The organism is Paenibacillus sp. MZ04-78.2 (assembly GCF_024213375.1).
GTDB lineage: Bacteria > Bacillota > Bacilli > Paenibacillales > NBRC-103111 > Paenibacillus_G.
The window spans coordinates 1-25,832 of the sequence record NZ_JANAVJ010000037.1 but is presented as its reverse complement, the minus strand read 5'-3'; the positions used below and the strand labels follow the sequence as shown (position 1 = coordinate 25,832).

Sequence of the window (25,832 nt, the reverse complement as noted above, 5' to 3'; positions counted from 1 at the left end):
GGGCGAGATGCGTTTTTTTGCGTTCACATTCCATTTGACCGGAAACGGAGGACGAAAACCATGAAGATTCAAGTGAAGCTGCCGGACGGCTCGGTCCGGGAATACGAAAAAGGAGCAACCATCGAGCAGGTGGCCGAATCCATCAGTTCCAGCTTGAAGAAACAAGCCGTAGCAGGCAAAATCGACGGCAAACTCGTCGATCTTAACCGGACGATCGAAACGGACGCTTCGGTTGAAATTGTGACGCTAGACAGCAAAGAAGGCTTGGAGGTATACCGTCACAGCACAGCGCACCTGATGGCTCAGGCCATTAAACGGCTGTACGGACAAAAAGCGGTGAAGCTGGGAATCGGTCCTGTCATCGAAGACGGATTTTATTACGACATCGATATCGAAAAGCCCCTATCCGTCGACGACCTCTCCTCAATTGAACAAGAGATGGGGCGGATCGTCCGGGAAAATGTGCCGATTACCCGGCGCGTCGTCAGCCGGGACGAGGCCGTGCAAACGTTTGAAGCTTTGGAGGACCCGCTCAAGCTGGAGCTTATCCGCGATTTGCCGAATGAAGCGGTTCTTTCCCTGTACGAACAAGGCGAGTTTGTCGATCTGTGCCGCGGGCCTCATTTGCCGTCCACAGGCCGCATCAAAGCGTTCAAGCTGCTGAGCGTCGCCGGCGCCTATTGGCGGGGCGATTCCAATAACAAGATGCTGCAACGCATCTACGGTACGGCCTTCCCAAAGAAGGCGGAGCTTGACGAGCACCTGTATCTGTTGGAGGAAGCCAAGAAGCGCGACCACCGCAAGCTTGGTAAAGAGCTCGGGCTGTTCATGTTCTCCGAAGAAGCGCCGGGGATGCCGTTCTTTTTGCCAAAAGGAATGACGATCCGCACGGTGCTTGAGAACTTCTCCCGCGAGCAGCAAGCGGCAAACGATTACGACGAGGTCCGCACGCCGTTCATGATGAACCAGCGGCTATGGGAGGAATCCGGACATTGGGATCATTACCGGGAGAATATGTATTTTACCGAGGTGGACGAGACGAAGTTCGCGCTCAAGCCGATGAACTGCCCGGGCCACATGCTTATTTATAAAAACGAGAGGCACTCTTACCGGGAGCTGCCGATCCGGCTTTGCGAATTCGGCCAAGTACACCGGCACGAATTTTCCGGCGCTTTGAACGGGATGATGCGGGTGCGCACCTTCTGCCAGGACGACGCGCATCTGTTTGTCCGTCCCGATCAGATTGAAGAAGAAATCGGCCGAGCCATCGATCTGATCGGCGAGATGTACAAGGTGTTCGGCTTCCAGTACAAGCTTGAGCTGTCCACGCGGCCTGAGGATTCGATGGGCTCCGCCGAGCTGTGGGAGCAGGCGGAAACAGCGCTGCGCAGCGTGCTGGAACGCCGGGGAATCGCCTACAGCCTCAACGAAGGGGACGGGGCCTTCTACGGGCCGAAAATCGATTTTCATATTTTGGACGCGCTCAAACGAAGCTGGCAGTGCGGGACGATTCAGCTCGATTTTCAAATGCCGGAAAAATTCGACCTGTCCTACATCGGCGAAGACAATCAAAAGCACCGTCCGGTCGTTATTCACCGCGCGATTTACGGCTCGATCGACCGCTTCATCGGGATTTTGACGGAGCACTACAGCGGGGCGTTCCCTCTCTGGCTGTCTCCGGTGCAGGTCAAGCTTTTGCCTGTCTCGGACGTTTACAATTCGTACGTGATGGAAGTCAAAAAGGCGCTTGCCGAAGCGGGCATCCGGGTGGAAGCCGACCTGCGCAGCGAAAAACTCGGCTACAAAATCCGCGAAGCCCAGCTTGAAAAAGTGCCGTATATGCTGGTCCTCGGCGAGAACGAGCAAAGCTCCCGCACCGTTGCCGTCCGTAAACGGGGCGAAGGCGATTTGGGCCCGATGCAAGGGCAGGAGCTTGCGGAACGACTGCGGCAGGAAATTCAAGCGAAGCAAGCTTAACTTCAGAACGATCCGTCTCCCGGAGGCGTAAAAAAGCATGCTACCCGTTCAGGGCAAGCATGCTTTTTTTCGTGATGGGTGTACCAACGACGGCTAAATGCCGGGAATCGGTGTCCGCTTGTGCTCCGTCTTCAAATACTGCTTTTCCAGCTTCTCCTGGGCTTCGGGCGAAATCGTTTTGCCTTCCAAGTAATCGCTGTTGTCGTCGTAAGTGATGCCGAGCTCGTTCTCGTCCGTCTGCCCTTCCCAAAGACCGGCGGTAGGCGCTTTATCCAGCACGCTGGCCGGAACGCCCAGCTCGCGGGCAAGCTGCCGCACCTGGCGTTTGTTCAGACTGCTCATCGGAGTGACATCGACGGCGCCGTCGCCATACTTGGTGAAAAAGCCCGTAATCGCCTCCGACGCGTGATCCGTGCCGACCACGAGCAGATTCAGCTCGAACGCGAGCGCGTACTGCACGACCATCCGCGTTCTGGCTTTGACGTTCCCTTTGCCCCCGCGGCTCAAATGCTTGTGTACGCCGATCGATTTCAGCCCGTACTCGGCTTCAAGCGCAATCTCGTTGACCGCTTCCTCGATGTTCGTTTCGATGCGATATTTCAAATCGAACGCTTCCGCCGTCGCGTAGCTGTCGGAGATGTCCGCCTGCTCCCCGTACGGCTGAAATACGCCGACCGTTTTGTATTCCTTTCCCTTTTCGGCTGTCAGCTCATCCGTAGCCCGCTTGCACAAACCCGCCGCCACGGCGCTGTCGACCCCGCCGCTGATAGCGATCAGGAGCCCGTCGACACCTGCTTTGAGCACGTATTGTGTTAAAAAATCGACCCGCTTGCGAATCTCCTCATTGACATCGATCGCCGGCTTGACGCCAAGCTTCGCAATAATGTCCTGCTGCAGACTCATCGTTCTCCACACCTCTCCACGCGAGTAGTCGCGACTTGCGGAAAGCTGGCCGGCCGCTTGGTGTAAACTTCTGGTTGTCCGGTCTTTCCGCTTGTCAATTTTGGTTACATTATAGCACGATCCGGTCGAAGGAGGAAAAATTATACGAACCTTCTCCTCTTGCGCGGTTTCCTGAAATAAAAAAACTCCCGTCTGACGCTTCAAGCGCCGACAGGAGTTGTTATGCGAGTTCAAGCTCTTATTTGCAGTACGTTTCGAAGGCGCCGATCAAATCGTTGGCGATCATTTCGGCAGAACGGTCTTCTACTTGATGGCGTTGGATGAAGTGTACCAATTGGCCGTCTTTCATCAGCGCGATCGATGGCGAGGACGGCGGATACGGCGCAAAATATTCACGTGCCTTGGCCGTTGCTTCCTTATCTTGTCCCGCAAACACCGTGTAAAGGTGGTCCGGCTTCACTTCGTGCTGCAGCGCTTTGGCCACGCCCGGACGGCATTGGCCGGCGGCACAGCCGCACACGGAATTGACCACGATCAGAGCGGTCCCTTTCATATTGTCGAGGGCCTCGGATACTTCCTCCGGCGTGCGAAGCTCGGTAACCCCGATACGCGTCAGCTCTTCTCTCATCGGCTGCACCATATCTCTCATGTATGCTTCAAATGACATGGACATATTAAGCTTTCACTCCTTTTTGAACGAACATAAAGGTATATAAAGTTTTCTATGTCCATTATACAACGGCACAGGGCAAAAGCAAGGCATTCCTGCTTTGGACTTCCCGCCGTTATTTTTTATCGGCATCCTTCTCGTCGGGCTCGCCGCTCGGATACGATTTGTAGGCCACATCTTTGTCCGAGTGCATAAACGGGTATCCCTGCGGCACGATCCCCTGCTCGAAGAGCTCGCGGTTTTCCGTCGTTTGAAAGCCTACATCTTTGTACGGGTGCACCCACTGGTCCCCGGACATCACGGCCGGATCGGTTTCATTGCTCCATTGTTCAAGCGGGGATTGCTCCGATTGATAGATATGGTCTCCGACCAGCACGCCGTATTCGTTCACGAACGCTTCGCGCGGACCCCGGTTTTGATGAAATTCCTGACGAAAATTAATTTCAAAAGGATCTAGCTCCGGATCGTTCTTGGCGTTATACGAAATGCCGGTATCGACCTGCTCATACGATGCGTTTTTATCCCGATTTTCCTTATCGCTCATGAACTGTTCCTCTCTTCAGCCTGGCTCAGGTTGACGGACGGTTCGGGCCGTTCAGTTTTTTATCCCGCGTGTCGGCTGCATCACTATTGGCTCCGGCCTGATTCGCGTTTGCCTGCCGCTTTTGTTCCTTGGAATCTCCAGATCCCGGTTGCTGTTGTGCCATCGCTCAGATTCATCTCCCTTCATAATGATGTTAGTATGCGAAGGCTTTGCCAAAATAATCAGCCAGGCGGATGCAAAAATCGAAAAACAAAAAGGACTTCGATCATGTCTCGAACTGGTATCCTTGCTTTTTCAACCAATCGATCGGATGTTCCATAACGGAGCGCGAACCGCAAGCACCAAGCAGACGGAGGCTTGATCTAAACTCACGGCTTCCGCACGAAATCCATGGGCTTGAAACCAAGCGATCAACCGCTGCGATTCGGCATAATGCTCTTCGCCGGGAGCCGTTCCACTTGCCGCATACAGGTCATCCGGGGCATCCATCCAATCGACGATGGCGATGCGCCCCTTCGCTTTCAATACCCGGGCCATCTCCGCCAACGCGAGCGGCTGTTGCGCTTCCGTCAAATGATGGAACGCAAAGCTGGCCACGACGAAATCGAATTGTCCGTCAAATGATGGAACGGACAGCAAATTGCCGATTCTCGTTTCCAGAGTCGGCAATTGTATGCGGCAGCGGCGCAGCATTTCGGCCGATTGATCGATCCCGACCATGCGCACGCCGCTTTCAAGCAAGCGGGAAGCAAAACCGCCGGTGCCTGTTCCGATGTCGAGTCCCCATTCGCCGGGCTTTGGAGCAACCCGCTCTGCGGCTTGGGCCAGGATGCGCGAGTAAGCGGGCTCGGCCGGCACATGCGGCGCCAGTCCGGCACTGCCGCTAAGCTCCCATTGCTCCGACAGCGCATCGAAGTTCCAGAGATCGGCCCATGATTCGCGAATCGCTTTGCTTGCCTTAGCCCGTTCCGCCAGCGCATGCCAACGGTGCCGAAGCGATTCGGGCTCGTCTTCCGTTCGCTCGATCATGCCATCCAGCAGGGCAAGCGTCTCCCGAAGCTCCAGCCACTGCCCGTAAAGAGCCGAGCGCTGCAGCTCCAAATATCGCCGGACCTCGTCCGTTTCGGCCCGGTCCGTCCGCTCCAGCACGGTCCGAATATCGACTACGGCAATGCCGGCCTCCCGCAGCGCAAGAATCGTCTGCAGCCGCCAAGCATCTTCCTCCGTAAACCGGCGGTAGCCGTTGTCCGGATGCTTGGCGGGCGACAGGAGGCCCTTTTCCTCATAAAATCGAATCGCCCGGGTCGAGACGTTCAGCCGCCGGGCCAGCTCTTGAATTTTCATCCTTCTATACGATCCTTTCCGTGCGTCAGCCCGGTTTCGTCTCAGCATCCGCTACGACGAGCACATCCATATGCCGGGAGCGGCGCAGCAGCTTTTTTACGACCGAGCCCTGTATCATTTCCTTCCAGGAAGACTTGCTGGATTGGCCTATAATGAGCTGCGTCGCCTGACAAGCATCCGCCTTGGCAGTCAACACTTCCGGCAGACGCCGCCGATTTTCCGCCCGGTGCACTTGAAAGACGCCGCCGAGCCGCTCCGTCAGCTTGCGGAGCTGCTCTAATCTGGCGTCCAGCTCGCTGCTCTGCGCCCTGCTGCCGAGCTGGACGTAGGCAACATGCCATACGGCTTTCAGCCGATGAGCAATGCGAAAACCGCGCCGGATCAACCGCTCGGCCTCCGGAGTAACATCCACGCACACAAAGATCGATTCCTGCCGACGCCACGGACCGCGAAGCGAGCTTTTGCGCTCGTACGATTCCAGCCGTTCGTCCACGTCGTCGGCAATTTCGCGGAGAGCCAGCTCCCGCAGCCCAATCAAATTCATCGTACGAAAAAAATGACCGAGCGCTTGGTCCACCTTGTCGAGCGCGTAAATACGCCCCTCTCTCATGCGCTGCCGAAGCGTCTGCGGCGCGACGTCGATCAGTTGAACTTCGTCGGCCAAGCGTAAAATATGGTCCGGTACCGTCTCCCGGACACGAACTCCGGTGAGCTTCTCCACTGCATCGTTCAAGCTTTCCAGATGCTGCACGTTCACCGTCGAGATGACCGAAATGCCTGCTGACAACAGCTCCAGCACGTCTTCGTAGCGCTTCTTGTTTTTGCTGCCCGGTACATTCGTATGCGCCAGCTCGTCGACCAGCACGACTTCGGGCTTGCGCCGGATAATCTCGTCCGTATCCATTTCCTCCAGCTTTGTGCCGCGGTAATCGATCACCTGCCGCGCGATCATTTGAAGCTCGCCGATCTGCGCCTGCGTCTCCTTGCGGCCATGCGTTTCCAGCAGACCGATCTGCACGCCGATCCCCTTTTTCAGCAAATCGTTGCCTTCCCGCAGCATCGTATACGTCTTGCCGACACCTGGAGCCGCGCCGATATACACCTTGAACCGACCTTTGCGCAGCTGCTCGATCTCCTGTTCGACCTCATCCGAGCTGAGCCGCCGGTACAGATCGGACGCTTTCTTCCGCTTGGTCTGTTTGGTCGGCAAAATACGCTCACCCTCATGCGCCGCCCGATCCGCCACAATAAAAATATCGATGCTGCACGTCCGCTTGAGCATGTCGTGCACGATCGACCCTTGCCACAGCTCCTGCCATAACGTCTGCTTGGAGTGCCCGAGGACGATGCGCGTTACACGATGCGTCAGCGCATAATTCACCAGCACGCCGGGCAAAGAACGACGCGAGCAAAATGGCAGCTGTTCGAACACTCCGTCAACCTTCTCCACCAGCTTGACCATCGACCGCTTAAACGCCGCCTCTTCCTTGGATAACTCCTTCTTTGGATGGACAAAAGCGACCACAAGCAGGTCGCCGTTCAGCCGCTTGGCGATCTGTTGGCCCCGCCGCACATAAATCGAACCGTTCCAGTGATATTGGGCGGATACGAGAATGCGTTCAGCCGCGCCCGACGGTCCGATCAGCCCGAGCTCTTCGCGGTGCTTCTCCAGCGAATCGTTGACGCCCTCCGCCACGAGCCGCAGCGCCAGCTCCCGGAGCACGGCGAGTTTGCCCCGCTTGAATATGCCCGCGCCCTTCTGCGCTTTCACACTGCCTTCCTCGACACGGCTTAAAATCATCTCCGGCGTCGCATCGATCAGCACGACTTCATCCGCCAAGTCCAGCGTATCGGACGATACCTTTTCACGCACCTCGATGCCGGTCAGCTTCTGAGCCAGCTCCGTTGCGCCCTCCAGCTCGTACACGTTGACCGTCGTAATGACGCTGATGCCCTTGCTGAGCAAATACCGGATATCCTCAAGCCGTGTCGGAAAAAGAGCCCCTGCGCGGTTGCGGTGCGCCAGGCCGTCCACCAGCACAACCTCGGGATTGCGCTCGATGAGCGCTTCCAGATTCAAGTCCTTCTTTTCTATACCGTCTTTTTGCCAGTGGATGCTGGACACCCGCTCCAAATCGCCGATCTGCCGGACCGTTTCCGGCCGCTGCATTGTGGAAACGGCGCAGATGACGACGTCGATCCCCTGTTCCTTCAGCAGCTGTCCTTCCCGGAGCATGTGATACGTCTTTCCCGACCCGCTCACCGGCCCGATATACACTTTCAGCCGCCCTTGATGAAGCTTGGAGATGGACCGCAAAATTTCCTCCGGCGTTTTTCGCTTGAACGTTTCCGTCCCCATCCTGACATCGCCTCTCTTCCCACGGCGTTCAGACGAACAGCTTGACCGTTCCCAGCACCAGTCCGATCAAAAAGCCGCATAGCGCGCCGTTGACCCGAATCCACTGCAAGTCGCTTCCGATTTTATCTTCCATTAATGCAATCAGGGTCTCATTGTCGAACCGGTCCACATTTTCCCGGATCAAAGCGCCGATTTTGGAATGGTTCGCCTCCACCCAGCGGCCAAGCTGCTCATGGACCCACTGCTCCAGCTTCTCCACGCCCTGCTCGTCTTCCCGAATCCGTTGCAGCAGCTCTTTCAGAAAAGGAATCGCATAGCGCTCGGCAAAATCCGGCTCTCGTACCGTTTCCACCAGCCGCTCCTTCAACTGCTCCACCCATCGCTCGGTCTGGGCAGTGAGATCCAAGTTGTCCAACAGCCGGATCTTCCAAGCGTTTAACGCATACTCCGTCTCCGGATCGGCCAGCCAGCGCTCCAGCCGAACTCGCAGCTCGGCCAGCAGCGCCAGCCGGTTTTTGTTCCCCTGCCGCTTCATGTCGCGTATGGCGTTCCACACAAACTGCTGGATCATCGCCCCAAGCTTTTCTTCGTTATAAAAACCGAGAAACGCGTTAACCGCAAGCTGCATAAATCCGTTCGTCTGAAGCCCCTGCATCGCCTGCGCAGCCATCGCGCCAAGCCGGTGCTGCGTTTCTCTCGTCAGTACAAGCTGCTCGGCCAAGTCCAGCAAAAAATCGAGCGCTTTCTCGTCCCCCTGATGCTCGTACACTTGATCCAGCGCTTTGCGGAGAGCCGGTGCGGCCTCCAACGCGTCAATGCGCTGCCGGATTTCCTTCTCCAGCAGCGCGGGTATACGATCCCATGGGATATAGTCCAGCAGCCGCTCGCATAATACGGCGATACTCTGCTGCGTTTTGTCGGATTCCAAAACCTGTTCGGCCGCTTCCAGTCCGCGCGAAACGATCTTCAGCCCGGCGAGCTTGCTGCGGATGCTTTCTTTGCTGATCAGTTCCTGCTCGACGGTTGTAATGAGCGCTTCCGTTACACGCCGCCGATTATTCGGCAGCAGCGCGGTATGCGGGATCGGGATGCCCAGCGGATGGCGGAACAAGGCGGTCACGGCAAACCAATCGGCCAGCCCCCCTACAAGTCCCGCTTCGAATCCGCTTTGCAGCAGGCGAACCCACGTATGATCCGCCCACGGTATGGTCGCCGCGAATCCCGCGGCCATGACGCCGAGCGACACGGCGGCGGTATGTTTGGCTTTTCCGGACAAGACACAACAGCTCCTTTTACACTACTTTTTCGTCATCATTTCGGTAAGCGCCAGATTCAGCTTTAGCACGTTGACACGGGGCTCGCCGAATACGCCGAGATCCCGCCCCTCCGTCTGGCGCTCCACCAGTTGTCCGAGGTCCACTTCGGCCATCCCCGTCAGCTTGCTGATCCGCGGCACTTGCGCCTCGGCTGCCTTTGGGGAAATGTGCGGATCAAGACCCGAGCCGGAGTTGGTCAGCAGGTCGATCGGAACTTCGCTGACCGGCACGCCTGGATTGGCCGTCTTCCAGGCCTCGATCGATTGCTGCGTCCGCTTCAGCAGCTCGGGGTTCGACGGCGCATAGTTAGTCGAGCCCGAGGCATCGGCTTTATAATCTATACTCGATACGCGCCCCTGGAAATATTTTGGATCGCTGAATTTCTGCCCGATCAGCTCGGAGCCGACTACGACGCCGCTGCGGTCTTGAATCAGGCTGCCGTTCGCCTGAGCCGGGAAAATCACCTGCGCGATTCCGGTCGAGACGAGCGGGTAAATCAGACCGCAAACGACGATAAACACGATCGACGCGCGTACGGCAATACTAAGCGAGAAGCGGGCCGTCTCGGCCCCTTCATGATTGGTGCGGCTTACCATAAGGAATCATTCCCTTTCTATATATCATATCTCCAACTTGTTTTCTCTACAAATCTTGTTTCCGTGAAAACATGGACGCAAGTCTTCGCCCGTCAAATCCACAGGTGAACCGCCAGATCGATCAGTTTGATGCCAACGAACGGCACCAATACCCCGCCCAGCCCGTACAGGAGCAAATTACGGCGCAGCAGCTGCGTCGAGCTCATCGGCTTGTAGGTCACGCCTTTCATCGCCAGCGGAATCAGCAGCGGGATGATGATCGCGTTGAAAACAAGCGCCGAGAGAATCGCCGACATCGGCGAGCCGAGCTTCATGATGTTCAGGGCTTCCATCTCCGGAATCGCCAGCGTGAACATCGCCGGGATGATGGCAAAATATTTTGCCACGTCATTGGCGATACTGAACGTCGTCAGCGCGCCGCGGGTCATCAGAAGCTGCTTGCCGATCGCCACGACTTCGATGATTTTGGACGGGTCGGAATCGAGATCGACCATGTTGGCCGCCTCCTTCGCCGCCACCGTCCCGCTGTTCATCGCGAGGCCCACGTCGGCTTGCGCCAGCGCCGGGGCGTCGTTCGTCCCGTCGCCGGTCATCGCCACCAGCTTGCCTTCGGCCTGTTCGCGCCGGATGACGGCGATTTTGTCCTCCGGCTTGCTCTCCGCGATAAAATCGTCCACCCCAGCCTCCCGGGCAATCGTTGCGGCCGTCAGCGGGTTGTCGCCCGTACACATGATCGTCTTGATGCCCATCTTGCGCAGCTGTTCGAACCGTTCCCGCATGCCGGGCTTGACGGTATCCTTTAAATAAATCAAGCCGAATATTTCGCGGTCTACGGCCACCGCCAGCGGCGTGCCGCCTTCCGAGGCAATCTTATTGCCCTCAGCTTCCAAATCGGACGGGATGACGCCGCCCTGCGCCTGCACCCACTTCTTCACCGCATCCACGGCGCCTTTGCGCACCTGGCGGCCGTCCGTCAGATCGATGCCGCTCATCCGGGTCTCGGCCTTGAATTCGATAAATTCGCCGCCTTCGGCGAGAGCTTGGTCGAACGAAAAGTTGTGCTTTTTCATCAGCTCCAGCACGGAGCGGCCTTCCGGCGTCTCGTCCTTGACCGAGCTGATCGCAGACCACTTCGCCACCGTATCGGAATCCGCCGAGCCAACCGGTACAAACTCGCTCGCCATCCGGTTCCCGAACGTAATCGTGCCCGTTTTGTCGAGAATCATCGTGTTGATGTCGCCGGACGCTTCGACGGCTTTCCCCGACATCGCCAATACGTTGAACTGGGTCACCCGGTCCATCCCGGCGATTCCGATCGCTGACAACAAACCGCCGATCGTCGTCGGAATCAAGCATACCAGCAGGGCGATCAGCACCGGGATTTGCAGCTCGATCTCTAAGTAACGGGCAATCGGAGCGAGCGTGACGACGACGATCATAAAAATGAGCGTCAAGCTGGTGAGCAGCGTGTTCAGCGCAATTTCGTTCGGCGTCTTCTGCCGCTTCGCGCCTTCGACCAAAGAGATCATCCGGTCGATGAACGATTCGCCGGGATCGCTCGTAATGCGTACTCGGATCTTGTCGCTTACCACCCGGGTCCCCCCGGTCACCGAGCTAAAGTCGCCTCCGGCTTCTTTAATGACCGGAGCGGATTCCCCCGTAATCGCAGATTCGTCCACGGACGCCAGCCCTTCGATCACTTCGCCGTCGCCGGGAATCATTTCGCCTTGGGATACGATGACGATATCGCCCTTCCGCAGCTCGGTGGAGGGAACCTGCTTCACACCGGCTCCCGTCACTTTATTCGCGGTAATTTCCTTCTTCGATTTTTTCAGCGAGTCGGCCTGCGCCTTCCCGCGCCCTTCGGCGAGCGCCTCCGCGAAGTTCGCGAACAGCACCGTGAACAGCAGGATGACAAATACGGTGAAGTTGAAGCCGACGCTCTTTTCCGTTCCGAAATACCCCGGCAGCAGCGTCATTAGCAGCACGACGAACGTGCCTACCTCGACCACGAACATCACCGGATTTTTCATCATCGTGACCGGATTCAGCTTCACGAAGCTTTCTTTTATCGCATTCCGGACGATCGGCCCGGACAGCATGCTTTTTCGATTCGAACTCATGGGTAACTCCCCTCTTCCTTCGCGATCTTCACGTTTAGCGCAGCGTCAAATGCTCGGCCACAGGCCCAAGCACGATGGCCGGCAGGAACGTCAGCGCCCCGATAATGAGCACTGTTCCGACGAGAATGCCGACGAACAAACCGTTGTCCGTACGGAACGTGCCGACCGTCTCCGGCACCCACTGCTTGCGGTTGAGCGAACCGGCCACAGCCAGCAGCGCAATCATCGAGATATAGCGCCCGAACAGCATCACAAGGCCCGTCGTAATGTTCCAGAACGGCGTATTGTCGCCCAGACCCTCGAAGCCGGAGCCGTTATTGGCCGCCGCCGACGTATATTCGTACAGCACCTGCGAGATGCCGTGGAACGACGGATTCGTGATCGCCGCTTTGCCCAGCTCGGTCGCAAGCGCAATTGCCGTCGGCGCCAAAATAATAAACGGATGCGCCAAAATCGCAATGGCGATCAATTTCATCTCGCGGGCCTCGATCTTCCGCCCCAGAAATTCCGGGGTTCGTCCGACCATCAGACCTGCAAGGAACACGCCCAGAATGGCGTACATCAGCATATTGACGAGTCCGACGCCTTTGCCGCCGAACACGCAGTTCAGCATCATCAGCGCGAGCGGCGTAATGCCTCCGAGCGGCGTCAGCGTATCGTGCATGTTGTTGACCGAACCGGTCGTCGCCGCCGTCGTCACGGTCGTAAACAAGGCCGACATCGGGATGCCGAAGCGCACCTCTTTGCCTTCCATGCTGCCTTGGGAAGCGTCCATGCCCAGCTTGTTCAACGCCGGGTTGCCGTTTAACTCGGACGTGTAGACGAGCGCCAGGAACAGCACGAACAAAATGAGCATCGCGGAGAAAATAACCCAGCCCTGCTTCCGGTTTTTCGCGAACAACCCGTACGTGTACGGCAGCGCCGCCGACAAGCACCACATGGACAGCATCTCGATCACGTTCGTCAGCGGATTCGGGTTCTCGAACGGGTGCGACGAATTGACGCCGAAGAAGCCTCCTCCGTTCGTCCCTAAGTGCTTGATCGATTCCAATGACGCGACCGGTCCGATCGCAATCTGCTGCTCCGCCCCTTCAAGCGTCTGCACGGCGATAGTCGGCTGCAGCGTCTGCGGCACGTGCAAGGCTACCAGCGCCAGCGTGACCACGAAAGCCAGCGGCAGAAACACACGGGTGTGCGCTTTGACAAAATCCTCGTAGAAGTTGCCCAGCGTCTTGCCCTTGGTTGTAACGCCGCGGATAAAGGCGATCGCCACGCACAGCCCCGTCGCCGCAGAAGTAAACATCATCATGGTGATCACAGCCATTTGCGACAAATAAGAAAGTCCCGACTCCCCGCTGTAATGCTGCAGGTTCGTATTCGTCATGAAGCTGATGATCGTATTGAACGACAAGGTCTGCTCCATATTGTCGATGCCGTTCGGATTGAGCGGCAGCAGCTTTTGCAGTCTTAACAGCAAGTAGCCGAAGGCCACCAGCACAAGGTTGGTGACGATAAAGCTGAGTCCGTACGTTTTCCATGTCATCCCCTTGCGTTCGCGCAGTCCGATCAGCTTGAAGATCGGCCGCTCCGCCCATCCGAATAAGCGGTCCGTATGATTAGCCTCGCCGGAAAAGACATGATATAAATAAGTGCCGAGCGGCTTCACGAGCAGCACCAGAATCCCTATGACAACGGCCATTTGCAAAATACCCACGGGGTTCAAACCTCCTTTAGTAAACAAGCCGAATCCGGATCGTTAAAACTTCTCCGGATGAATCAAGGCATACGCCAAATAGATGAATACGAATAAAATCATTCCCCCGATGACGATCATCGTTCGTCCCCTCCCGATTCCTCGGTTACCCGGCCGCACCAGGTCAGAAAGCCCCAGAACAATACGTAGGTTCCCGCCAACAGCAATGCCATGTACAAGTCCGCCACTTTCCAACGCCTCCTTCCGAGCGATTGCGCCCGTTTACTCCAAATGACCGTCGATCAAAAATCCGATATCGTCGCCGTTCGTATAAATGACATGATGCGCGCCAAGCCCCTTATACACGAGCCGGGGGCTTGGATTGCTCGTAATCAGATAAATCGGCCCGTTCGTCCACGTCCGGCAAATTTGAATGTACCGGCACGACAAGTTCAGGCTTTTCTCGAATAAATACACTCGGCTGACCGCAAACTGGGGCACGGCCCAGGATTCGCAGCCCGACGTGTCGATCGTCACCACGTTCCCGACGCCAAGCCCGGCCAGCCTCTTATGCTCTGTCTTGCTGTTGACAATGGCCGCCAGGCGAAACTGCCGTCTTTGCAGCTCGCGAATAAAGTTTTCTCCCGCCTTATTCGGCGCGGACACCAAAATATAGCCCGATGATACGATGGTCATTATTATTCGTTCTCCTCCTGTTCACTCCAGGAGAAAAGGCAACAAAAAAGAAGCCTGGGGCAAGAGGTGACTCTTCCCGCGGCTTCCAGGCACGGTGAAACAAACCGTGTCTTATGAGCTCACGACAATCGTTGCCTCTCTCTGTACGCTTACGAGGTTAGCTGTCGGATTCGGGCGTGAGAGTCGCCCTACCCCAGCGCTTGCAAGGCAAGCACGAAGAGATTCACCCCGGGGACCGATCCGCGCATCTAACGCGCCGTCCTGTCCCGTTGGTTCCCCCGCTTCCCGGCGAGCCGGGAATTCAGCGATATACTGCATGGAATGGCTGCATTTTTATATTTTCTCGAATAGAACTGGTGTTCCGTTTTTCCAAAAAAGACAATAAAAAACCACAGAGGCAGGAGCCCTGTGGTCGCTATACGATCACAAGCTTCATCATCCTCTCTCCATTCGAACAAAGGCCGCGGCCGGCCGCTAAACGGCTGTTCGATCCAACGCTGACGAGGTTAGCTGACGGATTCGGGCGGTGAGAGTCGCCCTACCCCAGTGCATGTTTCACATGCACGATGAGGATTCACCCCGGGGACGCATGGCTTTCGGCTCTCACACCGGCAGCGCAGGCTTCCCTTGTGGTTCCCCCGCTTTCCGCACGATGGCGGAAATTAAGCGATAAGAATTTGGAAACTGTCAATTTATGAATTGAATATTACGCTTGTCGAAACCAACTGTAAAGAACAGCGGGAATGGTTCTGGAGCTAAAAAAGGGAAGATCGGGCAATTAAGAGCGCTTTCTCTGATATCGTTCTTTTCCAATCTCTACAAATCTCACTATTTCTTAGTTTTTCAAAAATCGTGAGCTTTTTCTCGGCACTCCGTTCCCGACTACAGCCAGATCCCGCTCTCAATCCGCGTCAAGCCATGGCCTGAGGCATACATATAAGCAAATGCCTCGTAGGTTGCCGCTCCCGCAAACACTTGCACGGACTTCAGCTCGAAGCGGTACGGCGGGTTCATCCGGTTAAAGTTCGACGCCAATTCCCGAACGGTTTCAATCGCGACATCTCCCATCGCCAGCAGCTTGCCGCTGACCTTGTCTTCCCCGGAGGTTAATGCGGGAAAACCGAGTCCGGTATCGTACAGAACGCCTCTTACCCAGGCCTCGTCGCTCAGAAGCCGAGAATGTCTGGAAATAAACGGGTTGTCTTTGTGATTCAAGGAAACGACGTCATACACGAACAGATTCAATTCCATAGCCTCTTTTCTCTGAAATGCCGTTTGAGCCTAACTATAGGGGAAAACTGTTAGAAATATGTTAGGAACGGAAATTAACCCGGTAATCAACAGCTGCGCGGCACGCAAAAAAGGCTCCGTCAGCGGATCTGTCCCTGACCGAGCCTTTTTTGGCCGTTTAAAAACACTGGTTACCCTTCTTTACCCCAAAGCAAAACCAATTTCTGTACATGATGCTGCGCATACCAAAACAATGAAAGCCCTGCCTCTCTTCCATCCTTGCGGCTCCGAAGACCGCGCCAGTGTGAATCAGTGTTACAACAATTCCTAATCATGGGAGTTCCTTGAATGAACGATTAAACATGTGCGGAAATAACGCTGCTTTCTCGAGGAAAATCTTCCGTATAGGGGTTGTATGAGGGTTTAAGTATATTCTTGCGAATATCGAATAAATTTACCATAGCCCGTCCCCGATGTCAACCCGGACATCCGTTTGAATTTAAAAATCAACCGTGTTTTCGTCATTTTCGCACGAAAATGAACAAATTCGCAGAAAATCGGGGGATTTTCGTTAATACCTCGCGATTCGGAGTCCGCACACCCCGTGCATACCCCGGAGTGCCCCACTCGCCGTTTGAGCGCCGGTATGCGTTCCGAGTATAATGGATTAGAAGCCATCTTTATTTTTGTCTATTATTTGAACGTCTAAGGGAGGTGTACCTATCCACCTCACGCAGGGGATAGGGAATGATTGAGTAGTGACCCGTTACCTTTATTGTTTAACGTGGTTCTCATTATCGTCTTGGTGCTGCTGAACGGCTTTTTCGTCGCCGCGGAGTTCGCCATGGTCAAAGTAAGAAACAGCCGCATTGATACGCTCGCCCAAAGCGGCAATGTGAGCGCGCGGTTCGCGCAAAAAATTGCGGGCAACCTGAACTCTTATTTATCCGCCTGCCAGCTCGGCATTACGCTTGCGTCGCTGGGACTCGGCTGGGTCGGAGAACCGGCCATCGCCGCTTTTCTCAAACCGATCCTTGCAGATTGGTTCGGCTTAAGCCCCGTCGTTATTCATACGATCTCCTTCTTAGTAGCTTTCTCGCTCATTACCACGCTGCATATTACGCTCGGGGAGCAGTTCCCGAAGACATACGCGATCCGTAAGTCGGAGAACGTGACGCTTTGGTCCGCGCTGCCGGTGATCATGTTCTACAAGCTGATGTACCCTTTCATCTGGATGCTGAACGGCGCATCGAACTGGATGCTGAAGCGCGCAGGCATCGAACCGGCCACAGAGCACGAATCGGCCCATACGGAAGAGGAAATCCGTCTCTTAATGAAAGAAAGCCATAAAAGCGGCTTCATCGACAATACGGAGCTTACGCTTTTTGACAATATATTCGAATTTACCGAAACGAACGCCCGCGAAATTATGATCCCGCGGACGGAAATGGCCTGCTTGTACGCCAATCTGCCGTTCGAGGACAATATGGAAATCGCGCTTCGCGAAATGCGCACCCGCTATCCTGTTTGTCATCCGGATAAAGACAACATTATCGGCTTCGTTCACATCAAGGACCTGATGAAGTTGAACGGCGCGCTGACCGAGCTTCGCTCAATCGTGCGTCCGATCGCCAAAGTGCCGGATTCGATGCCGATCAGCAGGCTGCTCAAGCTAATGCAAAGGAAAAAAGTGCAGATTGCCCTGCTAATCGACGAATACGGCGGAACTTCAGGCATGGTGACGCTGGAGGACATTCTCGAGGAAATCGTCGGCGAAATCCAAGACGAGTTCGACCCGGATGAGCGGGCGCATGTGGAGAAGAAAGACGAATTCAACTACTCCATCGACGGTCTGATGTTAATCGACGAAGTGAACGATCAGTTCGGTCTGGAAATCGAGTCTGAGAACTACGACACGATTGGCGGATGGATGTACTCGCAGGTGGAGCTTCCGCCGAAGCATGGACAGAGCGTCGTCTACCAGAACGAATTCGAGTTTGTTATCGAAGAAACGGACGACCTGCGAATCGCAAGGCTCGCCGTCCGCAAGCTGCAATCGGATTCACAATCGCAATCGGCATAATACATGGATCATTTGAATAAAAAGTGAGGCCCTTCGTGGACCTCACTTTTTTATGTTGAAGATTGGACGGTAAAATTAACGCGTTCGCATCTTGCGTAAGTACGATGAAGCATCTCGCCCGGCATTTGCAAAAACAATTCCACGTACTGCTTATCGAACTGCGTGCCGCTGTGCAGACGCAGCTCTTCCTTTGCTTCCTCCAGCGACATCCCTGATCGGTAGGGCCGATCGGATAGCATGCTGTCGAAGGAATCGATGATGGTGCAGATCCTGGCGAACGCCGGAATGTCCACCCCATTTAAGCCGTACGGATAGCCTGTTCCGTTCCATCGCTCGTGGTGAAATTCGACGATGTCGATGATCGCCCGCTCCTCCGGCGCATGAATTTTCAATATATCCGCACCCAGCAACGGATGCTGCTTCATCATCCTCCATTCTCTTTCCGTAAGCGACGTATCCTTTTTTAAAATCGAGTCGGGCATGTAGATTTTCCCGATGTCGTGCAAGCAGCATCCGATCACCAATTGCCGGGTCTGCGCAAGGTTCAGGCGCATCATCAGCGCCATGCTCTTCGCGAGCTTCCCTACCCTCAGACTATGCTCATAGGTATCGACGTCCTTTTCCATTAACCGAACCAACTCTTGAGTGACTAAACGATCCCGCACGCGTTACCCCTCCTCAGCCCATGTGTCGCGCCCTGTCGAAATCCTTCGAGCCCCTCCTTTCCGTAGTCAGGCGTGATACAATAGAGTTCGTACAATTTGTGTTGTTCGAAAAAGAAAGGAGACCTTATGCAAACCCTACTCGCTCAAATCCATCTTCCCGAACAATGGAAACCAACCGAAAAATACACGGATGAACAAATCGTCAACATGTTTCTGACGACTTGCTCCCGATCCCCGTATACGATGAGAAATTACCGCAACGCGATCGCCAAATTCCGCCGCTTTATCGGCGATAAATCGTTACAGGACGTGACCTGGCGGGAAATCGAGGTCTATAAAATCGGCCTGTTGGAAGGGCTGTTAAGCCGCGTGAACAAGCCTCAAGCTCCGGCGACGGTGGCCATACATATCTCGCCTCTACGTTCGCTTTACAAGTGGGGCAGCGACCCGAATATCGGCATGTTCAAGCATAACCCGACCACCTGCATCCGCATTCCCAAAATTCCCGTGAACAGTAAAAACCATTATTTGACCAAGGCCGAAGTGCTTCGTTTGTTCGAGCAGTTAAAGCACCAAGGGCTGCGCGATTACGTCATCGGAATCACGCTGGTATTGCTCGGCATCCGGGTATCGGAGCTGGTTTCGATTCAATGGAACCATTTTCACACCGACCCCGAAGGCGCTTCCATGTGGATAACGATTCGCGGCAAAGGCGATAAAGAACGCGAAGTCAAGGTGCCGCAAATGCTATGGACGCTGCTTCAAGCTTATGAAGCAACAAGGCCGGGGCCGCCCGGGCCGGAGGACAAGCTGTTCCCTCTATCCGTCCGCCTTGTTGAGAAGGTTATCAAGAAAGCCCGTGAGCAATGCGGCTTGGAGAAAAAGGCGACCCCTCACTGGCTCCGCCATACGAACGCGACTCTCGCCCTCCTGCGCGGCGCTTCCTTGCAGCAGGTACAGGAATCCCTCGGGCATACGCACATCAACACCACGCAGCGTTATCTCCATACGGTCCAGCAAATTAAAAAAGCAGCCCCCGACTATGTCGAAGACTGCTTCAAAGATAGCTTATAGGCATTTCATCCTATGTTTTTCCAATATTCTCTTGTTTCATTGGTTAATATTGACTATAATACAAAAAAGAAATATTTGTAGAAATAGTATGAATTACACAAAAAAATGTCGAACAACACAAATTGTACGAACCCCCATTTTAACGTATTGTCTATGAAAAAGCACCCCATTTCCCACCGTCCGTCGTTGCCCGCGAACAGCCGCGACAGCAAGCGGCCCTCTTTCTTCTTTCGTGCGTCAGCCATCTTCCGCAGCCATTTTGGGATCGTTTCGTTTTGGGCTATAATACTAGCAAATACGCTTCATGAGCAGGAACAGAATGGAGAATGAATATGAAGTACGATGTCATCGTCATCGGCGGCGGACCTTCCGGCTTGATGGCCTGTATTGCAGCCAGCAGGCAGGGCGCCCGCGTCGTGCTGGTCGATAAAGGCGACAAGCTTGGACGCAAGCTCGGCATTTCCGGCGGAGGCCGGTGCAACGTCACGAACGCGAAGGAAATTGACGAGATTATTAAGCATATTCCGGGCAACGGACGGTTTTTGCACAGTGCGTTCGCCCATTTCGGCAATCGTGAAATCATCGCTTTTTTTGAAAATCTCGGCATCCGGCTGAAGGAAGAAGACAACGGGCGGATGTTTCCTGTGACGGACAAAGCCAAAACCGTCGTCGACGCGCTTGTCGGCCAAGTCCGCAAGCAAGGCGTGGACATTCGGGTGAACCGCGCGGTGGAGCAGGTGCTTTATCAAGACGGACGCACCGCAGGCATTCGCCTTCAGACGGGCGAGATGATCGCCGGAGCATGCGTCGTCATCGCCAGCGGAGGCAAATCGGTGCCGCATACCGGCTCGACCGGCGACGGCTACGCTTGGGCCGAGGACGCGGGGCATACGATCACGCCGCTGTTTCCAACGGAGGTTCCGCTGACCTCCGGCGAGCCCTTTATCAAGAGCCGCGAGCTTCAGGGCTTGTCGCTGCGGAATGTGGAGCTTACAGTTTGGAACGCCAAGGGGAAGAAAATCATTTCCCATCAAGGGGACATGCTATTTACCCATTTCGGCTTATCCGGCCCGATCGCGCTGCGGTGCAGTCAATTCGTCGTGAAGGAGCGGCAAAAAACGGCGGAGAAGCAGGTGCTGACCACCATTGATTTGTATCCGGACAAAAGCGTGCAGGAGATCTATGACGAGACGATGGCTTTGGCTAAAAGCGAGCCGAAAAAAGCGGTCAAAAACGTGCTGAAAGGGTACGTCTCCGAACGCCTCGTCCCGCTTCTGCTCCAGCAAGCCGGACTGGACGAGCAAACGACGTATGATAATATTCCGAAGCAGCCGTGGATGGAATTATGCAAGCAAATCAAAGCATTTCCCGTGAAGGTGAACGGGACGCTGTCGATTGAGGACGCTTTTGTCACCGGTGGCGGGGTGAATTTGAAGGAGCTCGATCCGCGGACGATGGGGTCGAAGCTTATGGAGGGGCTGTTCTTTTGCGGCGAGATTCTCGACATCCACGGGTATACCGGAGGCTACAACATCACGGCGGCCTTCGTCACAGGCTATACGGCAGGGACGTTCGCTGCACAGGCCGCGCAAGACGCGCTTGAAGCGTAGAAGCCCGGCCTGAAACACAACAGAGAGGGTGGCCCGCAGGCCATCCTCTCTCGGCTTATGATGAGCAACTTAGCGACGAGTTACAGCTCGGTCAGTGCTTGAACCACCAAGTAAGGCAGCATCCCAATAGCAATAAGACCGAACAGAAACCCTTTTGCGATGGACTTTAAAGCATGGATCATGATGCTTTCCTCCCTACACTCTTTTTTTATCTGTGTCTAACCTGTGAATTACTTTTATTGTAATTTTCAGTTGTTACGATTTTATGACGGTAACCTGAAACGAACATAAAATAAACAAAAAACGGGGGTCCCTTTATTTAGAAAGGTACTCCCGCTTCTATTCGACGTAAGGCTCGATATGAACGTGCACGTTGCCAATCTGATGCTCCTCCAGCATCCGCTTCTCGATTTCGTCGCTGATTTCGTGACTTTCGCCGACGGACAGCTCGGCGCTGACCTCCACGACGACATCCAGCAGCACGTTGCTGCCATGCACCCGGGCCCGGATGTCCTTGATCCGCTCTACGCCGGGCGTTTGGTGTACCGTATGCCGGAACACCTTCAGCTTCTTATCGTCGAACCCGTCGGTAAGCGCATGGGCAGCATCGATGAATACGTCCCAGGCCGTCTTGCAAATGACCAAGCCGACGGCGAGCGCCGCGGCCGCATCCAGGATCGGATAGCCGAGGCGTGACCCGATAATGCCTACGGCTGCCCCGATGCTGACGAGCGCATCCGACCGGTTATCGTAGGCCGCCGCTTTCAACGACTGGCTGTTTAACCGTTTCGCCAAACGGCTGTTATACCTATATACTCCCCACATGACGGCCGCGCATCCAAGCGCAATCCACGCAGCCAGCAAATCCGGGGCCTCACGGTCTGTCGCGAAAAAGCTCTTGCACGCCTGCAGCACGACTTGAATCCCAGCCGCAGCCATAATGAACGACGCGACGAGCGAGGCGATCGTCTCGGCCCGTCTGTGTCCGTAAGGGTGGTCCCGATCCGGCGGCTTGCGCGAGATGCGCAGTCCGATCAGCACGGCGAGCGATACGATAATATCGGTCGAGTTATTGATGCCATCGGCGGTAAGTGCCTCGGAGCCAGTCGTATACCCCATGCCGATCTTAAAAGCGGCAAGCAGGATGTACGTGATAATGCTAACCCACGCGCCCTTTTCGCCTTCTTTTAACGGATCATGCATTTCCACGGCGGTTCCCCCTCCATTAACTCTTGCCAAAATAAGCTTGATTTAAGTCAGGCTCATCATATCAGACGAAAACCGAGTGGGTCTAGAGAAACACTGTTTTACCCGCCAATAAAAATAGGCCCCGTGCAACTTTGTTTTACCAGTCAAAGGATGTGAGGAACAGCCAACAAAAAAGGACCGGGCCAAAAAAAGAAACAGCGGCCCGTATCTCCCCGGGTAACCGCTGTCCGGACGGCGTCAGACCGCCGCTTGCCGCTTAGAAGCGCAAGCCGGCATCGAAGCCGTTATAGTCGTCGCCCGAAGGATCGAACGGCACGTTCTCGTCATTATATGCGCCGCTGGATCGGTTGACATAATCCGAAGCGGACACGGCCGGCTCGCTTTCGGTCCAATCCTCGTTCACGAAGTGCGCCGGAATCGGGATCAGGCTGTCTTGGTCGTAAGCCATGGCGAAAGCGGCGGTTTCGCTCAGTGAGCCTTCTGCTTCGATCAAGCGGCCGCCATAGGCCTGAACAATTTCGAGCGCAGACGTCAGATCGTGCCGGTCTACGATGACATGCAGGGTCGGGCGCTTCAGGCTCGTATGCGGACTCACGCGGTATCCAAGCTCCTCCAGCATATCCTGGGCCAAGGCTGCCGCATTCTGGGAATCGAATTGAAACAAAATCGGTGTGCTGCTCATAAGGTTCCTCCGCTTGTCGGTAGTAGGTTCACGTTTGGTTCTAGTTTGCCCCGATGAAGGATGCTTATTCCAAGCACGGCACATACTCCCTCGCCTGTGGGCATAGGATGATAGCGAAACCGCTGCCTGATCCGGCTTCGCCAAATTTTGATCCGAAAGAGGTGTACGCCATGTACCACGTACCACCCGAAAGCCCCGAGCCGGAGGACGTTCGTTTGAACCCATGGATTGGCGCCGCGGCGTATTTGTTATTTTTCGTGCCGCTGCTTGCCGCTCCGAAGTCGAGGTTTGCCATGTACCACGCTAATCAAGGGCTGGTGCTGCTCTTGACATCAATCGCCGCCAATCTGGTGCTCGGGCTGCTGCCGCTGATCGGGCTGCTGCTCGTGCCGCTGGCCAATCTTGGCTTACTCGTCCTATTTATCATGGGCATTCTGAACGCCGTGAACGGGTGGATGAAGCCACTGCCGCTCATCGGCGGTCTGAGCTTGATCAGGACGCCTTAGCGCGCGGGCACGCCAAAAAGACGTTCCGTATCCTTCTCTTGGAGTAAGGAAGCGGGACGTCTTTACTTTTGTCATGAATTTAGCGCACGACCTCTTGCAGCGGCCGCCGTTCGACGGTCAGCAGCTTTCCCTCATGGAAAAAGCAGCGGTGCTCCGCACAAGGCTCACCGGCCAGCATCATCGGAAGAAAATGCCGGACATGCTGCACCACCCCGTAATTTTCCGGGTCGATCACCCATTCGACGGGCTTCCATGCCAGGATGCCCTCGGCCGTCTCCATCGGCAAGTCCGGCAGCGCATCACCCGGAGCCTCTCCGACAAAAGCGTACATCCCCCCGACATCCCGGCCGTCCACCTCCCACGTCACGGTCCCGCCGAAGCGCACCGCTTCCGCTTCGAGCCGGAGCCCGGTCTCCTCTTCGATTTCCCGTATAACGCTCGCCAGCGGCGTTTCTCCCGGCTCCAGCTTGCCGCCGACCCCGTTCCACAGCCCGAGCAGCGGCGCCTTCCCACGGTTCAGCATGAGCAAGCGATCGCCGCTGCGAATAAAAGCGATATTGTATTTCAGCATGTCTCACCCTCCTGCCCCGCAAAATTCGCAAGTTTGTCTCCATTATACTGCAAGTTTCCACAAAACCCCGGAAAATCCTGCAACTTTTGCTTATTTTCGGCGCAGATGAGATTGCCACGGTACGGGGAATTTGTTATCATTGACAAGTGGCGAGCCATATGTAATATTTATTATAAAAACGTACGCTTTATCGCTTAAAAGCTTAAAAGCCACGAAGCGGTCGCCTATTTTGGAGAGGAGTCAATCATTATGGTCAGGGAAAACCACAATATTTTGGACTGCACCATCCGCGATGGCGGTTTGGTCAATAACTGGGATTTTAGCGTCGAGTTTGTCAAAGACATGTATTACGGTCTGAGCGAAGCCGGCGTCGAATATATGGAGATCGGATATAAAAACTCGGCTAAGCTGCTGAAAGGCGCTGAAGCGGGTCCTTGGCGCTTTTTGAACGAGGATTTCCTGAAGGAAGTCCTCCCGCAAAAGACCGACACCAAGCTGTCTGCGCTGGTCGACATTGGACGCGTTGACGAGAAGGACATTCTCCCCCGGGAAAACAGTCTGCTTGACCTGATCCGCGTAGCAACCTACATCAAAGATGTGGATAAAGCGATCGATCTGGTGCAGAAATTCAACGATTACGGCTATGAAACGGCGATCAACATTATGGCGCTCTCCCACGTGATGGAGAACGATCTGAATGAAGCGTTCGAAGAAATTGCCAAGAGTCCGGTCGATGTCGTGTACGTCGTCGATTCGTACGGCAGCATGGACTACCGGGATGTCGAATATCTCGTCTCCAAATTCCAGCGTCTTCTGCCGAATAAGAAGCTCGGCCTGCATATGCACAACAACATGCAGCTCGCCTTCTCCAATACAATCGTGGGCGCTACCAAAGGCGTCGAGTTCCTTGACACATCCGTATACGGCATGGGACGAGCTGCCGGCAACTGCCCGACGGAGCTGATCGTCAGCCATTTGAAAAATCCGAAGTACGACATTCGTCCGATTCTCGGCATCATTGAGAAACATATGATCAAAATGCGCGAGAAGTGGGAGTGGGGCTACCTTATTCCTTACATGATCGCCGGCGTATTGAACGATCATCCGCGTTCGGCCATGGCGGTTCGCGCCAGCGACAAAAAGGACAAGTTCGTGGAATTCTACGACAAAATGACATCCCCCGAAGCGATGCCGACCGGCGAGTAATCCGGCTGCCGCTTGCGGTTCACGCAGCAAAAACCCGGTTTCCCTGGAGGGAGCCGGGTTTCTTGTCTGTTCGCGTGCTATTCTGGCAAGCTTAACCTTGTATGGAAAGGGGAAATACGCTACTATGAAAACTTTTGAAGCCCGGGTCAAGGCCGTAATGGCCGCCCGCGATCCGCATACGTTCGTCACCGCGCGAGAAAACTCCGTCACCGTGGACCTTGCCGGCATTCCCGGCGACCGGCATTACGGACTCACACGGCCTGCCGACAGCCGGCAGCGGCTTTATCCGCGCGGTACCGAGATTGCCAACCGGAGGCAGATCAGCATCGTCTCCGTCGAGGAATTAGCTCAAATCGCCGAGCGGCTAGGGCTGCCCGAAGTGCGCCCGGAGTGGCTCGGCGCCAATCTGCTGTTGGAGGGATATCCTTCTCTCACGCTGCTGCCTCAGGGCGCACGCCTGCTGTTTCCTGCCGGCACGGGCTTGATCGGCGAAGGCGAGAACATGCCCTGCACGGGACCGGGCGAAGTGATCGCCGAAGCGACAGGCCATCCTGCGGCGGCTACCCGCTTCACGGCTGCCGCCAAGAAGCGGCGCGGCATCGTCTGCTCCGTCGAGTGCATAGGCACCATTGCGGAAGGCGATATCGTGCGGATTATGATCGAATAACCGGGGCTGGACCCGGTCGGGCTTTTTGCCGTAAATAGACATCCATGCCGCTGGCGCGGCACCATCAGAAGGATGAAAATGGTGCCGCGTCGAACTTAGTCTTTACGG

At 55.4% G+C, this 25,832-nt stretch carries 25 protein-coding genes and 2 riboswitches; of the genes, 8 read left to right on the top strand and 17 right to left on the bottom strand.

The features are described from left to right. Positions 1-60 precede the first annotated feature (60 nt). Positions 61-1,977 (top strand): threonine--tRNA ligase, encoded by a 1,917-nt coding sequence (gene thrS, locus NLX71_RS20825; RefSeq protein ID WP_254365689.1) that lies wholly within the window; start codon positions 61-63, stop codon positions 1,975-1,977. A gap of 93 nt (positions 1,978-2,070) precedes the next feature. Here the strand turns inward: thrS and nadE are convergent, their stop codons facing one another. The 13 genes from nadE to NLX71_RS20765 form a co-directional block, all read right to left on the bottom strand. After that, a complete protein-coding gene (gene nadE, locus NLX71_RS20820) occupies positions 2,071-2,880 on the bottom strand; it encodes an ammonia-dependent NAD(+) synthetase (protein WP_254365688.1) in 810 nt (269 codons plus the stop codon). A gap of 238 nt (positions 2,881-3,118) precedes the next feature. Beyond that, positions 3,119-3,553, bottom strand: a complete 435-nt coding sequence (locus tag NLX71_RS20815; protein WP_254365687.1) for a BrxA/BrxB family bacilliredoxin — start codon at positions 3,551-3,553, stop codon at positions 3,119-3,121. A 112-nt stretch (positions 3,554-3,665) separates the two neighbouring features. Continuing rightward, entirely contained in the window at positions 3,666-4,094 is a 429-nt protein-coding gene (locus NLX71_RS20810; RefSeq protein WP_254365686.1) for a DUF3905 domain-containing protein, read from the bottom strand. Between the two features lie 25 nt (positions 4,095-4,119). Then, positions 4,120-4,257, bottom strand: coding sequence for a hypothetical protein (locus NLX71_RS20805; RefSeq protein WP_254365685.1), 138 nt, complete (start codon positions 4,255-4,257; stop codon positions 4,120-4,122). A gap of 131 nt (positions 4,258-4,388) precedes the next feature. Beyond that, on the bottom strand, positions 4,389-5,438 hold the full coding sequence (locus tag NLX71_RS20800; RefSeq protein ID WP_254365684.1) for a MerR family transcriptional regulator: 1,050 nt from the start codon (positions 5,436-5,438) through the stop codon (positions 4,389-4,391). 25 nt (positions 5,439-5,463) lie between these two features. Further along, the gene (locus NLX71_RS20795) at positions 5,464-7,797 is read right to left on the bottom strand and encodes a universal stress protein (RefSeq protein ID WP_254365683.1); all 2,334 of its coding nucleotides are present in this window, start codon (positions 7,795-7,797) and stop codon (positions 5,464-5,466) included. 28 nt (positions 7,798-7,825) lie between these two features. Further along, on the bottom strand, positions 7,826-9,073 hold the full coding sequence (locus tag NLX71_RS20790) for a DUF445 domain-containing protein (RefSeq protein ID WP_254365682.1): 1,248 nt from the start codon (positions 9,071-9,073) through the stop codon (positions 7,826-7,828). 21 nt (positions 9,074-9,094) lie between these two features. Continuing rightward, positions 9,095-9,709: a potassium-transporting ATPase subunit KdpC gene (kdpC, locus tag NLX71_RS20785; RefSeq protein ID WP_254365681.1), complete on the bottom strand. Its 615-nt coding sequence runs from the start codon at positions 9,707-9,709 to the stop codon at positions 9,095-9,097. Positions 9,710-9,801: 92 nt separating this feature from the next. Further along, positions 9,802-11,832 (bottom strand): potassium-transporting ATPase subunit KdpB, encoded by a 2,031-nt coding sequence (gene kdpB, locus NLX71_RS20780; protein ID WP_254365680.1) that lies wholly within the window; start codon positions 11,830-11,832, stop codon positions 9,802-9,804. A gap of 34 nt (positions 11,833-11,866) precedes the next feature. Beyond that, positions 11,867-13,546: a potassium-transporting ATPase subunit KdpA gene (gene kdpA, locus NLX71_RS20775; protein ID WP_309248972.1), complete on the bottom strand. Its 1,680-nt coding sequence runs from the start codon at positions 13,544-13,546 to the stop codon at positions 11,867-11,869. 42 nt (positions 13,547-13,588) lie between these two features. After that, positions 13,589-13,648, bottom strand: a complete 60-nt coding sequence (locus NLX71_RS27115) for a potassium-transporting ATPase subunit F (RefSeq protein ID WP_375377945.1) — start codon at positions 13,646-13,648, stop codon at positions 13,589-13,591. A 159-nt stretch (positions 13,649-13,807) separates the two neighbouring features. Further along, positions 13,808-14,221, bottom strand: a complete 414-nt coding sequence (locus tag NLX71_RS20770) for a hypothetical protein (protein WP_254365679.1) — start codon at positions 14,219-14,221, stop codon at positions 13,808-13,810. Between the two features lie 130 nt (positions 14,222-14,351). Then, positions 14,352-14,538: riboswitch (cyclic di-AMP (ydaO/yuaA leader) on the bottom strand. Between the two features lie 163 nt (positions 14,539-14,701). Next, positions 14,702-14,900: riboswitch (cyclic di-AMP (ydaO/yuaA leader) on the bottom strand. Positions 14,901-15,103: 203 nt separating this feature from the next. Next, positions 15,104-15,466, bottom strand: a complete 363-nt coding sequence (locus NLX71_RS20765; protein WP_254365678.1) for a gamma-glutamylcyclotransferase family protein — start codon at positions 15,464-15,466, stop codon at positions 15,104-15,106. 64 nt (positions 15,467-15,530) lie between these two features. Between NLX71_RS20765 and NLX71_RS20760 the strand changes: the two genes are divergently transcribed. Beyond that, the gene (locus NLX71_RS20760) at positions 15,531-15,782 is read left to right on the top strand and encodes a hypothetical protein (RefSeq protein ID WP_254365677.1); all 252 of its coding nucleotides are present in this window, start codon (positions 15,531-15,533) and stop codon (positions 15,780-15,782) included. Positions 15,783-16,202: 420 nt separating this feature from the next. Next, the gene (locus NLX71_RS20755) at positions 16,203-17,534 is read left to right on the top strand and encodes a hemolysin family protein (RefSeq protein WP_254365676.1); all 1,332 of its coding nucleotides are present in this window, start codon (positions 16,203-16,205) and stop codon (positions 17,532-17,534) included. A gap of 50 nt (positions 17,535-17,584) precedes the next feature. On the opposite strand, the gene NLX71_RS20750 is transcribed toward NLX71_RS20755, so the two are convergent. Continuing rightward, on the bottom strand, positions 17,585-18,199 hold the full coding sequence (locus NLX71_RS20750) for an HD-GYP domain-containing protein (protein ID WP_254365675.1): 615 nt from the start codon (positions 18,197-18,199) through the stop codon (positions 17,585-17,587). 126 nt (positions 18,200-18,325) lie between these two features. On the opposite strand from NLX71_RS20750, the gene NLX71_RS20745 reads away from it, so the two are divergent. Together NLX71_RS20745 and NLX71_RS20740 are read left to right on the top strand one after the other, a co-directional pair. Further along, complete coding sequence (locus NLX71_RS20745; RefSeq protein ID WP_254365674.1) at positions 18,326-19,273, top strand: tyrosine-type recombinase/integrase; 948 nt, start codon at positions 18,326-18,328, stop codon at positions 19,271-19,273. A gap of 332 nt (positions 19,274-19,605) precedes the next feature. After that, on the top strand, positions 19,606-20,883 hold the full coding sequence (locus NLX71_RS20740) for a BaiN/RdsA family NAD(P)/FAD-dependent oxidoreductase (protein ID WP_254365673.1): 1,278 nt from the start codon (positions 19,606-19,608) through the stop codon (positions 20,881-20,883). A gap of 339 nt (positions 20,884-21,222) precedes the next feature. Here the strand turns inward: NLX71_RS20740 and NLX71_RS20735 are convergent, their stop codons facing one another. Next, entirely contained in the window at positions 21,223-22,092 is an 870-nt protein-coding gene (locus tag NLX71_RS20735) for a cation diffusion facilitator family transporter (RefSeq protein ID WP_254365672.1), read from the bottom strand. Between the two features lie 256 nt (positions 22,093-22,348). Further along, entirely contained in the window at positions 22,349-22,774 is a 426-nt protein-coding gene (locus NLX71_RS20730; RefSeq protein ID WP_254365671.1) for a hypothetical protein, read from the bottom strand. A gap of 170 nt (positions 22,775-22,944) precedes the next feature. Between NLX71_RS20730 and NLX71_RS20725 the strand changes: the two genes are divergently transcribed. Then, positions 22,945-23,280, top strand: coding sequence for a hypothetical protein (locus NLX71_RS20725; RefSeq protein WP_254365670.1), 336 nt, complete (start codon positions 22,945-22,947; stop codon positions 23,278-23,280). Between the two features lie 79 nt (positions 23,281-23,359). Here the strand turns inward: NLX71_RS20725 and NLX71_RS20720 are convergent, their stop codons facing one another. Next, positions 23,360-23,851, bottom strand: coding sequence for an NUDIX hydrolase (locus NLX71_RS20720; protein ID WP_254365669.1), 492 nt, complete (start codon positions 23,849-23,851; stop codon positions 23,360-23,362). Between the two features lie 249 nt (positions 23,852-24,100). Here NLX71_RS20720 and NLX71_RS20715 point away from each other — a divergent pair, with 249 nt between their 5' ends. Continuing rightward, positions 24,101-25,057 (top strand): aldolase catalytic domain-containing protein, encoded by a 957-nt coding sequence (locus NLX71_RS20715; protein ID WP_254365668.1) that lies wholly within the window; start codon positions 24,101-24,103, stop codon positions 25,055-25,057. 124 nt (positions 25,058-25,181) lie between these two features. Further along, positions 25,182-25,724, top strand: coding sequence for an MOSC domain-containing protein (locus NLX71_RS20710; protein ID WP_254365667.1), 543 nt, complete (start codon positions 25,182-25,184; stop codon positions 25,722-25,724). Positions 25,725-25,832 lie beyond the last annotated feature (108 nt).